The organism is Collinsella sp. HCP28S3_G2 (assembly GCF_052065125.1).
Lineage (GTDB): Bacteria > Actinomycetota > Coriobacteriia > Coriobacteriales > Coriobacteriaceae > Collinsella.
This window is the reverse complement of sequence record NZ_JBQHUO010000001.1, coordinates 372,905-384,381: the sequence shown is the minus strand read 5'-3', so window position 1 is coordinate 384,381 and position 11,477 is coordinate 372,905. Positions and strand designations below refer to the sequence as shown.

9 protein-coding genes are annotated in these 11,477 nt (G+C 59.5%); all 9 read left to right on the top strand.

From position 1 onward, the window contains the following. Positions 1-305 precede the first annotated feature (305 nt). The 9 genes from ACTNB2_RS01765 to ACTNB2_RS01725 all read left to right on the top strand — a co-directional run bounded on the left by ACTNB2_RS01765 (position 306) and on the right by ACTNB2_RS01725 (position 11,452). Positions 306-1,976, top strand: a complete 1,671-nt coding sequence (locus tag ACTNB2_RS01765) for a ribonuclease J (RefSeq protein ID WP_117654800.1) — start codon at positions 306-308, stop codon at positions 1,974-1,976. 1 nt (position 1,977) lies between these two features. Next, positions 1,978-4,761: a DNA translocase FtsK 4TM domain-containing protein gene (locus ACTNB2_RS01760; RefSeq protein ID WP_441041353.1), complete on the top strand. Its 2,784-nt coding sequence runs from the start codon at positions 1,978-1,980 to the stop codon at positions 4,759-4,761. Next, a complete protein-coding gene (locus ACTNB2_RS01755; RefSeq protein WP_441041351.1) occupies positions 4,761-6,251 on the top strand; it encodes a RodZ domain-containing protein in 1,491 nt (496 codons plus the stop codon). Before ACTNB2_RS01760 ends, ACTNB2_RS01755 begins: the two co-directional genes overlap by 1 nt. Positions 6,252-6,277: 26 nt before the next feature. Beyond that, the gene (locus ACTNB2_RS01750; protein WP_441041349.1) at positions 6,278-6,775 is read left to right on the top strand and encodes a YajQ family cyclic di-GMP-binding protein; all 498 of its coding nucleotides are present in this window, start codon (positions 6,278-6,280) and stop codon (positions 6,773-6,775) included. Between the two features lie 26 nt (positions 6,776-6,801). Further along, positions 6,802-8,151, top strand: a complete 1,350-nt coding sequence (rimO, locus tag ACTNB2_RS01745; protein ID WP_427748025.1) for a 30S ribosomal protein S12 methylthiotransferase RimO — start codon at positions 6,802-6,804, stop codon at positions 8,149-8,151. 99 nt (positions 8,152-8,250) lie between these two features. After that, positions 8,251-8,799 carry a CDP-diacylglycerol--glycerol-3-phosphate 3-phosphatidyltransferase gene (gene pgsA, locus ACTNB2_RS01740; protein ID WP_441041356.1) on the top strand — a complete coding sequence of 183 codons (549 nt, stop codon included), beginning with the start codon at positions 8,251-8,253 and terminating at the stop codon, positions 8,797-8,799. A 27-nt stretch (positions 8,800-8,826) separates the two neighbouring features. Further along, positions 8,827-9,342: a CinA family protein gene (locus ACTNB2_RS01735; protein WP_441041347.1), complete on the top strand. Its 516-nt coding sequence runs from the start codon at positions 8,827-8,829 to the stop codon at positions 9,340-9,342. Positions 9,343-9,599: 257 nt separating this feature from the next. Continuing rightward, the gene (recA, locus tag ACTNB2_RS01730) at positions 9,600-10,748 is read left to right on the top strand and encodes a recombinase RecA (RefSeq protein WP_154516331.1); all 1,149 of its coding nucleotides are present in this window, start codon (positions 9,600-9,602) and stop codon (positions 10,746-10,748) included. 11 nt (positions 10,749-10,759) lie between these two features. Continuing rightward, entirely contained in the window at positions 10,760-11,452 is a 693-nt protein-coding gene (locus ACTNB2_RS01725; protein ID WP_154516334.1) for a regulatory protein RecX, read from the top strand. Positions 11,453-11,477: the final 25 nt, after the last annotated feature.

The following is an 11,477-nucleotide window of genomic DNA, read 5'->3' as shown; positions in this document are numbered from 1 at the left end:
GGGTTAAGTTTGCTGCTCTACAGTCCTGCGCAAGACGGAAAGCACATTAAGTGCTTTCCTTTGCGTGCGGAACTCGCGACAAACTTAACCCGCCCCGGCCCCCGATGGCCCCAGACCGGCGGGATAGACCGGTTTGGATGGGGCTTTGATGCATGGGTGGTCTGTTGGTGGGCAAATGGGTATCATGATGCGGTTACTGCATCGACTCCGTGATGCATGTTTGTACGTTCCCGGCGGTCGGTTTGCCAGAAGCGCCCCGTCGGTTGTTCCAGACCCGTTTCGAAGAAAGGAAACCGCACGAACCTATGGCAGCTAAAAAATCATCTCCTTTGAAGATCATTCCGCTCGGAGGCCTTGACGGCATCGGCAAGAATATGACGGTCTTCGAGTGCGGCGACGACATGGTGCTCGTCGACGCCGGCCTTATGTTCCCCGACGACTCCCAGCCCGGTATCGATTTGGTGCTTCCCGACTACACCTATGTTCTGGAGAACGAGGAGAAGCTCCGCGGCATCATCGTCACCCACGGCCACGAGGACCATACCGGTTCGCTTCCGTACCTGCTGCAGGACCTCAACAACAAGGTGCCCATCTTCTCGAGCAAGCTGACGCTTGGTTTCATCGAGGGCAAGCTTTCCGAGTTCCGCATCCGCGCGCCCAAGTTCCGCGAGGTCAAGGGCGGTAGCCATGTCAATCTTGGTGGCATTTCGCTCGACTTCTTCTCTATGACGCACTCAATTCCGGGCGCTTTGGGTGTATTCATTCGCACCAACCAGGGCACCGTTATGCACACGGGCGACTTTAAGCTCGACCAGACGCCCATCGATGGCGTCACGCCCGATTATGCCGCCATCAGTCGCTTTGCCAAGCAGGGCATCGACCTGTTGCTTTCCGACTCCACCAACGCCACGGTTCCGGGCTTTACCAAGTCCGAGGCCGAGGTCGGTCCCAACCTGCTGCACGCCATCAAGAATGCCCCGGGCCGTGTTTTCGTCGCGTCGTTCTCGAGCCATATCCATCGCCTGCAGCAGATCTGCGACGCCGCCCGCAAGTGCGGCCGCAAGGTCGTCGTGACCGGACGTTCCATGCTCACCAACACCCGCGTGGCGCGCGAGCTGGGCTACCTCAACATCGACGATGCCGATATCATCGATGCCTTCGATATCGATAACCTGCCTGACGACAAGATTGTCGTCATGTGCACCGGCTCTCAGGGCGAGCCGCTGTCGGCGCTGTCCCGCATGGCCAACGGCGAGCACAAGACGCTCTCCATCCACGAGGGCGATACCGTCATCCTCTCGGCGACCCCTGTTCCCGGCAACGAGAAGGCCGTCCAGCAGGTCGTCAACAGCCTGGCCAAGCTTGGCTGCGACGTGTGGGATAAGAATCGCGCCCTCGTCCATGTCTCGGGTCACGGCAGCCAGGAAGAGCTCAAGCTTCTGATGGCCATGGCCAAGCCCACCTACTTTATGCCGGTTCACGGCGAGGCCGTGCACCTGCGTGCCCATGCCCAGCTTGCCCGTAAGATGGGTATTAAGGATGATCATATCTTTATCCTCGATAACGGTGACACGCTCGAGATGCGCGGTGGTATTGTCAAGCGCGGCACGCCCGTCGAGTCCGGCGTCGTCTACGTCGACGGCCTGCGCATCGGTGATACCGACCCCATCGTCCTGCGCGATCGTCAGAAGCTCGCCAATGACGGTATGGTCACAGCCGTCGCCATCGTCTCGCTCAAGCATAAGAAGATCGAGGCTATTGAGTTCTCGGGCCGTGGTGTTTCATTTGCCATCGACGATCAGTTCTCCGAGGATGCCTCCGCATCCATCATGAAGACGATCGAGAAGGGCAAGTTTAGCTTTACGAGCAGCGGCTCCGATGCCATTCGCAAGGCCGTGCGCGATTCGCTCTCCAACTTCATTTGGAGCCGTACGCGCACCCGTCCGATGATCATCCCGGTCGTCATGGAGGTTTAGTTTGGCGCGCGGATCTGCACAAAACGCCAAAGGCAATAAAGCCAACAACCAACCGGCATCTACTAAGGGTGCCGGTTCCCATCTTCGTGCCAATAAGGGCCACGAGGCCGAGTTCGACGATTTTGAGCCCCTGGTCGAGCCTTCGGCCAACCGCGATATCGCCGGCGTGGTCATTGCCGTTTTGGCGATTGCGTCTTTCATTGCCGTGATTTCTCCGGCAACGGCACCCGTGACGGCAGCGGTTGCCGGTTTCTACCATCTTGGCTTTGGCCTGGGCGCCTACGTGCTGCCGATCGTCATTTTGCTGTTTGCCTCCACGCTCTTTTTGGGTGAGGACTCGCCGCTCAACATTCGCTCGGTCGCGGGTGGCGCCGTTGTCTTTATCGCCGTCGTCTCCATTCTTTCGTTGATGGTGCCGGGCACGAGCGATTCGTGCGACCTCATGTTTGTGCCGCAAAACCTGTCCGCCTCGGGTGGCTACATCGGTGCGTTTATTGCGAGTGCGCTGCAGAATGCCCTGGGTAAACCTATCGCGATGGTGGTCCTGTTGGGTTTGGCCGTCGTTGGCTTTGTCATCATCGGCTTTTCGGTGGGTGGCGTTTTGCGCTCTGCGCGCGATCGCGCTGCCGATTTTGCCGAGCGCCGTCGTGCCGATGTCAATGCGAGCCCGTGGGGCGACGAAGAGGCCCTGTCGGTTCCCGGCGTCGCCCGTCCGCACCTGAGCATTCTTCGTCAGAAGGGCTCCGATATGGCCGTGACCACGGTGATGGGCAATGATGTGGACCCTGTTCTGGACGATGACGACGGGGACGATGATCCGTTTATCGACGTGTCCGAGGCTGTGGAGGCCGAGCGCGCCAAGACCACGCTGCTGCCGCGTCGCCATGCCAAGCATGGCAAGTCCGCGCCCAAGCTCAACACGAGTGAGCCCGACCCGTCTTGGTCCGATAGCGAAATCGAACTCACCGCGGGCGATGACGAGGATGACGAGTGTCCGCTCGAGACCGCCAAGACAACTTTGCTGCCGCGTCGGCAAGACAGGCGAGGACAGGTCACCGGACAGCTTTCGATGGAAGACGACCCGGACAAGGTCGACGAGTCCGAGCCGCCGTTTGCCGTGAACCCCGTGTCTGCTGCCCCGCAGATCCCCGATTTCCTGAAGCACCCCAAGGTTGCCGACGCCTCCACCCCAACGGCTTCCGCTGCTCCTGTTGCAGCCGGCGATGGGGGAGCTGACGGCACTGCTGCAGATGTCGAGGGCGAGCAAGAGGATGGCCTCAAACTCCCGCCGCTCGAAATCCTGCACGCCAACCCGCAGTCGGCGTCCGCCGCGTCTTCTGACAAGGAGTTGGAGCAGACGGCCGAGTCGCTGCAGTCCACTTTGCTGGAGTTTGGCCGTAGCGCTCGCGTCGTCGGCTGGATTGCCGGTCCCACGGTGACGACCTTTAAGCTGCAGCCCGGCGAGGGCGAGCGCGTGAGCAAGATTTCGAGCCTCGAGGACGATATCGCGCTTTCGCTTGCCGCCCAGTCGGTGCGTATCTTTGCGCCGATTCCCGGCACCTCGCTTGTGGGTATCGAGATTCCCAATCGCAAGCGCCAGAACGTTAACCTGGGCGACGTGCTTCCCTATGTGAAGGGCGGTCCGCTCGAGCTGGCCATCGGCCGCGATGCCGAGGGTACGCCGGTTGTCGCCGACCTCGCCAAGATGCCCCACCTGCTTATTGCCGGTACCACCGGTTCCGGTAAGTCGGTCATGATCAACTCCATCATCACGACCCTGCTCATGCGCGCGCTTCCCGAGGACGTTCGCTTGATCATGGTCGATCCCAAGCGCGTTGAGCTTGCCGGCTATAACGGCCTGCCCCATCTCTATGTGCCCGTGGTGACCGAACCCAAGCAGGCTGCGAGTGCCTTGCAATGGGCTGTGTCCGAGATGGAGCGTCGCCTGAAGGTCTTCGAGCGCCTCAACGTTCGCAAGATCTCGACGTATAACGAAAAGCAGGCCGCCGGCGAGTTCGAACACTACGATAACCCGCCGCAAAAGATGCCCTATCTGGTCATTATCATCGACGAGCTATCGGACCTGATGATGGTTGCCGGCAAGGATGTCGAGGCCTCGATCGTTCGTATCGCCCAGCTGGGCCGTGCCGCCGGTATTCACCTTATCGTGGCTACGCAGCGCCCCAGCTCCAACGTGGTGACGGGCCTCATTAAGGCCAACATCACCAATCGTATCGCCTTTAACGTGGCCACGGGCATCGATTCCCGCGTCATTATCGACCAGATGGGCGCCGAAAAGCTCACCGGTTTGGGCGACATGCTGTTCTCCAAGGTCGACTGGGGCAAGCCCCGCCGTATCCAGGGCTGTTTTGTCTCGGATGACGAGATCAACGAGATCGTCGAGTTCGTTAAGTCGCAAAGCGAGCCCGACTACCACGAGGAGATTCTGTCTGCCGTGGCGCCTGCTTCCATGTCCATGGCTGGTGGCGGCGGTATTGTCCGCACGGGCGTTGCCGAGCCGCAGGATGACGACCCGCTTATCTGGGAGGCCGCCCATATTGTGGTGGAATCGCAGCTTGGCTCCACATCTGGCCTGCAACGCCGCCTCAAGGTTGGCTATGCGCGCGCCGGGCGTATTATGGACATGCTGGAAGAAAAGGGCGTCGTCGGCCCGCCCGACGGTTCCAAGCCGCGCGAGGTCCTGCTGGATGACGAAGGGCTTGCCGCGCTGGAGTCTGTCGACGCCGAGATGGTACGTGAAGATCGTGAGTTTGGAGGATTCTGATGGCTGCACGCTTTGGTGACATGCTGCTCGAGCAGCGTCGCCGGATGGGCCTTTCCATCCAGCAGGTCGCCAACACCATCAAAATCAGGCCGCAGATCATCGAGTTTTTCGAGACTGGTAACTTTGCATCGATGCCCCCGCGTGGCTATGCGCAGGGCATGATTTCGAGCTACGCTCGCTTTTTGGGGCTTAACCCGCGCGAGGTCGTCAACGCTTATTTTGACGACCTCATGGCATATGAACGCGATACCTCGCAGCAGGGAGGTCGTTTTCAGGATGCTGCCGGCTACGTTAACTCGCGTTCTTCGGTCGATAACGGTCGTTTTTTGATGGTTCAGGGTGGTCGTACGACACGGTACGGCCAGCGCCCTCCGCAGGCGGGCTATATCACCGAGACGGGCTCCAGCGAGGAAATTCGTTCTCAGCGAGATCGTTTTCGCAGTACGCCCCTGCCAGATGACCGTGCGCTTCCCGCCGCTCGCGGGTTGAGTCGCGATCCTCGCGCCGGTTACGGCGACGGTGGATACTCCGGTCGTAGCTATCGCGGAGTACCCGCCGGGCGTTCCCGCGATGGCTATTCCGACGCCGATACCACGCAGGTGACGCCGCGCCTCCGTTCGCAATCCCAGCCCTATGGGCAGCGCTCTTCGGTGCCTCGCTCTGGCCAGCGCGGCTATCAGGGCCGTGGCGAGCTTGCGCCGCGTCCGGGCCGGCGGGGTTCGCAGCGCCAGAGTAGCTATCGTGGTCGTCCCGATAGCGGTCGCGGCCGCATACCGCAGGGTAATGGTCGTGGTAGCTCCAATCGCGGACGCGGCGTTGGGCGCGCCTCTCAATACAACACGATCGATCCGCGCATTATTTACGTCGGCATCGGTGCCGTGGTGCTACTGTTGATTTTGCTCATCGTGGTACTCCTGCGTGGTTGCGGCTCTGCTGCACCCGAGTCGACGCCCGAGACACCCGTGGCTACCAAGACGACGACTAAGAAATCTTCCAAGAAGACCGAATCCACTGACGAGGATGAAGACGCCGACGAGGCGACGGATGCGGCCGGTTCCGATGCTGCCAAGGCGACGGTGGAAAAGGAAGAGGACGAGGTCACCAAGGTCAAGGTCTCTGTTGCCAAGGGCAAGACCGCCTGGATCGAGGTCAAGGTCGACGGTAAATCGGTCTATGGCGCTCAAGCGACCGGTCCTTTTGAGCAGGAGTACACGCCCGAGTCCTCGATTGAGATCACCACGTCCAAGCCCTCCGATGTCACGGTCACCAAGAATGGTGAAAAGGTTCGCTATGACACCAAGACATCGGGTGTGGCGCGCGTGACCATTACCGTTCCCAAGAAGGAGACCGCTGACTCCGCGAACGGCGATAATGCCGGCGGTACCGATAATGCCGACGGCACCGATGCCCAGTCTACCGTCGGCACCGACACGGCATCCGACGACCAGACAGTGAACAATACAGATGACTATTCGTACGACAGCTACTAAGGCTCCCCGTACCGAAAGGAAGAACCATGGCTAAAGATTCCAGCTTTGACGTTGTGTCCGAGGTTAACATGCAGGAGGTCGATAACGCCTTCCAGCAGACCGCCCGCGAGATCTCCCAGCGCTATGACCTTAAAGACTCCGGCGCCACCATCGAGCTTTCGAAGGGCGACAAGCTCTTTACGATTAACGCTCCGGCCGATTTTGTCTCCAAGCAGATCATCGATGTTTTGAGCTCCAAGCTCATCAAGCGCGGTATCGACCTCAAGGCTGTCTCTTGGGACACCCCGCAGGCGGCTTCGGGCGGTACCGTGCGCGTGCTCGGTCATATCGTCGAGGGCATCGACCAGGTGACCGCAAAGAAGATCAATAAAGACATCAAGGATCAAAAGCTTAAGGTCAAGGTGACCATCGAGGCCGATAAGCTGCGCGTTTCCTCGGCTTCTAAGGACGCTTTACAGACGGTGATTCAGTTCCTGCGCGACCAGGACTACGGCCAGCCGCTGCAGTTTACCAACTACCGCTAATTTACTCGAAAGGACCGCTCTCCAACATGGATACTCCGTTGGGTTCCGTACTCTATATCACGCTTGGCTGCGCCAAGAACGAGGTCGATACCGACCGCATGCGTTCGCTGCTGGCCGCTGCGGGCTACGAGGAGGCATTCGATCCTCAGGATGCCGATATCGCCATTGTCAATACGTGCTCGTTTCTTACCTCGGCGACGTCTGAGAGTATCGAGACCACGCTCGAGCTCGCTAACGAGGTGCAGGACGGCGTTCGCTCCTGCCCCATTGTCATGTGCGGTTGCGTGCCGTCTCGTTACGGCGACGACCTGCCCGACGAGCTGCCCGAGGTCGCGGCATTTGTGAAGGCCGATGAGGAAGACGGTATCGTCTCTGTCATCGATGGCGTTCTTGGTGTGGAGCGTGAAATCGCTGCCTATATCCCGCAGGTCAAGCGTACCGTCGAGGGCGCTGTCGCCTACGTCAAGATCTCCGATGGCTGCAATCGTTTTTGCAGCTTCTGCATGATTCCCTACATTCGCGGTCGCTATCATTCGCGCAATGCCGAAAGCATTATCTCCGAGGTGCGCGACCTGGTTGCCGGCGGTGTGCGCGAGATCGTGCTGATCGGCCAGGACACGGGCATTTGGGGCACCGACTTTGCCGATGAGGACGCCGCTGAGGCCTCACCGCGCAATCTGGCGCAGCTGCTGCGCGCCGTCGCCGAGGCTGTGCGCCCGCACAACGTCTGGGTTCGTGTGCTCTATCTGCAGCCCGAGGGCATGACCGACGAGCTTATCGAGACGATCCGCGATACGCCCGAGGTGTTGCCCTATATCGATATCCCCGTGCAGCACTGCGACGCGCGCATCCTCAAGGCCATGCGTCGCTCCGGTTCGCGTCAGGAGCTCGAGGAACTGTTCCGCGATCTTCGTGATCGTATCCCCGGCATCGTGATTCGTTCCACGGCCATGGTCGGCTTTCCGACCGAGACCGACGACGAGTTCCGTGATCTTATCGACTTTATGGACACCGTCGGCTTTGACTATACGAGCGTCTTTGCCTACTCGCGGGAGGAGGGCAGCCTGGCCGCCAATATGGAGGGCCAGGTCGATGAGGAGGTCAAGCTCGAGCGCGCCCAGGAGGCCATGGATCTGGCCGAGTCGCTGGGTTTTGCCGCCACGGCAGCCCATGTGGGCGAGCGCGCCCAGGTAATCGTCGACGGTATCGAGGAGACCGAGGACGGCGCCGAGCTGATCGGTCATGCCTGGTTCCAGGCGCCCGATTCCGATGGCGCGGTGCATCTGGACGCCAGCGAGGCGTCCGTGGGCGATATTTTGACCGTCGAGTTTACCGATAGCTTCTGCTATGAGCTTATCGGCCATGTTGTGGAGTAGGAGAGCGTCGTGGCAAACGAGAGCAATAAGGAACTGACGAGCGTTTGGACGCCCGCCAACATCGTGACGTGTGTTCGCATCGTCTTTATTCCGGTGTTCATGATCGTCTCGGCTCTGTCTCACGCGAGCGTTGCCTGTACGGACTGGAGCACCTTCGACGGCCCGCTCGCCGCCGCTGCCTTCATTCTGTATGTGATCCTGTCGTGCACCGATAAGGTCGACGGCTATCTGGCGCGCTCACGCAACGAGATCACCGATTTCGGCAAGTTCTTGGACCCCATCGCCGACAAGTTGCTGGTGTTCTCGGCCTTGCTGCTGTTCTTGGATTTTGGCGCGGTGACCGTGTGGTCCGTGTTCATTATCCTGTTCCGCGAGCTGTTGGTGAGCGCACTTCGCATGGTCGCGAGTGCTGCCGGTGTGGTCGTTGCCGCCGATAAGCTCGGCAAGTACAAGACGGCGACCACGATGGTCTCCATCTGTGGCTATCTGTGCGTCTTTGCGATGGCCGGTCTTCAGCTGGGGCCGGCGTCGTTGCTGCTCGGTGTCTATTCGGTGTCGCGCTTCCTGTACGTCATCGCCGTCATTTTGACCATTATCTCGGGTGCCCAGTACTTCTGGAACTGCCGTAAGATCGTCTTTTCGGTCTAGGTCCTGGTGGGTATGACGGAGTCTTATTTGCAGATCGCCGCAAACAACGAGGAGCTGGCGCGCGATATTGTCGAGCGCGCGAGTGCCCGCGGCGTGACGGTGTCGACGGCGGAGTCGCTGACGGCGGGCATGATCGCCTCGACGATTGCCGATATCCCGGGTGCCTCGGCGGTGCTTCGTGGCGGTGCGGTGACCTACTGCGATGAGATCAAACATCGCGTGCTCGGCGTCGAGCAGGAAACACTCGATCGGTTTAGCGCCGTGTCGCATCAGACGGCGCGTGAGATGGCCGCGGGCTCGCTGGACCTCTATCAGAGCGATGTCGCCGTGAGCGCAACGGGCTACGCTGGGCCCGGCGGCGGTACTGAGCAAGACCCCGCCGGCACGTTCTATATCGGCTGGGCGTATCGCGCGGCCGATGGGGGGGCGACGGTCGTTGAGTCTGCGTGCTGTCACTACGAGGGTGATCGGTCGTGCGTCCGTGCCTATGCGGTCGCCGAGGCTTTGGAACGCATTGTCCGCGTGCTCAATTCCATGGAATAGACGTGTTTTAAGGGGCCTTAGGGCCCCTTAATTGTGGAGATAGGGACCTTTGGCAAGGAATGCGCTTGCGCTGGCACATGTCTTTAATTTGAACGAGCACTCGTATTTGCGATTGGCATGGTCAAGCGTTTGGTCGGTGATTGGTCGGCGTTTGGTCGGGTTTTGGAATGGACGGGTGCATATGATGAACCTGAACGGTTGACCACGAACAGCCGTTCGTTTATCATCGATTCAGGTTGTTAAGAGGAGGGCTATTCATGGCCAAGAATTCAGGTCCCGTACGTACCGTTCATACGCGCACGACGGGTAAAGAGCGCGACGAGATGATCGCCACTACCAAGGCCGAGATCGAGAAGAAGTTCGGCCAGGGTTCTATTATGAGGTATGGCGACGGCGGTCCCGAGCTCGAGGTCGAGGCTATTCCGACGGGCTCTCTGGCGCTCGATGCCGCCTTGGGTATCGGCGGCGTGCCGCGCGGCCGTATCGTTGAGATTTATGGCCCCGAGTCCTCCGGTAAGACAACGCTTTCGCTCGAGATTCTTGCAGAGGCGCAGGCCATGGGCGGTGTCGTGGCTTTTATCGACGCTGAGCATGCGCTTGATCCCACCTACGCCGCGCGCATCGGCGTCGATATCGACGAGGTGCTGATTTCCCAGCCCGATACGGGTGAACAGGCGCTCGAGATCGTTGACATGCTTGTGCGTTCCGGTGCCATCGACGCCATCGTCGTCGACTCTGTTGCCGCTTTGACTCCGCGTGCAGAAATCGAGGGCGAGATCGGTGACACGACGGTGGGTCTGCAGGCTCGCTTGATGAGTCAGGCGCTCCGCAAGCTCGCCGGCTCGCTTGCCAAGTCCAACACAACCTGCATCTTCATTAACCAATTGCGCGAGAAGATCGGCGTCATGTTTGGCAACCCCGAGACCACCACAGGCGGCCGCGCACTCAAGTTTTTCTCTTCCGTGCGTATCGATATTCGCAAAATCGATACCATCAAGCTCAAGGACGAGGTTATCGGCAATCGCGTACGCGCCAAGGTCGTTAAGAACAAGGTGGCTGCTCCGTTCCGCTCGGCCGAATTTGACATCATGTATGGCACCGGCATTTCTAAAGAGGGCTCGATTCTGGATATGGCTGTCGAGTGCGGCATATGCAAAAAGATGGGGTCTTGGTTTGCCTATGGTGAGGACAAACTCGGCAACGGTCGCGAGGCCGCTAAGACGTTCCTGCGCGAGCATCCCGATTGCGCCGACGAGATCGAGCACAAGGTTCGCCTTGCCTGCGGTCTTGAGTATGACGATGATGCCCCCTCCGAGGTTGAGTTGACCGATCAGCCCGCCCCCGAGGAGTTTGACGAGCTGTATGCCATCGATGGCTCCGCGATGCTCGACGATGACGACGAGTAACGGATGCCGACATGTCGTATACGGTGACCGAGGCTAGGGTCGTTTTTCCGGATAAGAAGACGGCCTCCTCGTTCTCGAGCGGTTATGCGTCTAAAAAGCCCTGTGCACATATCGATTGCGATCTGGAGGGCGGTTTTGAACGGTCCATTTGGATTCCCGTGCGTGTGGCACGTGTGTACGTTCAGAACCGTCTCGATCTTCCCTGCGACTGGGATGACTTTCGCGAGGCGGTACAGCTTATCGAATGCAAATGTGCGCTCACCATGGTGACCGAGATGCTTTCGCGTCGCGATCATGCTACGGGCGAGGTGCGCGATAAGTTGGCGCGCTATGGCTTTCGTCAGCCCGCGATCGACTTTGCCGTCAATCGTGCCATCGAGTATCGTTTTTTAGATGAGAACCGCTTTTGCTCGTACTTTATCGAGGAGCGTAAGCGTCGTGGTTGGGGACAGCGCAAAATCGAGACTGAACTCAAGCGTCGCCATGTTGCACTTGATGAGATTCCAGGGTATCCCGAGGCTTATTTTGCCGAGGATGACGACTTGGCTCGCGCATCGGCTTTGCTCGCTAAGCGTCGCGTTCCCGAGGCACGTGCATTCGAAAAGCTCGTCAGATTTTTGATGGGCAAGGGCTTTTCCTATCACATTGCCGCGGATGCCGTTAAGGCGCGCCTCGATGCCTTAAGCGAGAAATGCGACGTTTAAGCATGCGCACGTTACGCTCCTGCCG

Excerpts from the sequence above, each read along its gene's own strand:
- ACTNB2_RS01765 (WP_117654800.1), top strand. The coding sequence starts at position 306 with ATGGCAGCTAAAAAATCATCTCCTTTGAAGATCATTCCGCTCGGAGGC.
- ACTNB2_RS01755 (WP_441041351.1), top strand. The coding sequence starts at position 4,761 with ATGGCTGCACGCTTTGGTGACATGCTGCTCGAGCAGCGTCGCCGGATG.
- ACTNB2_RS01750 (WP_441041349.1), top strand. The coding sequence starts at position 6,278 with ATGGCTAAAGATTCCAGCTTTGACGTTGTGTCCGAGGTTAACATGCAG.
- rimO (WP_427748025.1), top strand. The coding sequence starts at position 6,802 with ATGGATACTCCGTTGGGTTCCGTACTCTATATCACGCTTGGCTGCGCC.
- pgsA (WP_441041356.1), top strand. The coding sequence starts at position 8,251 with ATGATCGTCTCGGCTCTGTCTCACGCGAGCGTTGCCTGTACGGACTGG.
- recA (WP_154516331.1), top strand. The coding sequence starts at position 9,600 with ATGGCCAAGAATTCAGGTCCCGTACGTACCGTTCATACGCGCACGACG.
- ACTNB2_RS01725 (WP_154516334.1), top strand. The coding sequence starts at position 10,760 with ATGTCGTATACGGTGACCGAGGCTAGGGTCGTTTTTCCGGATAAGAAG.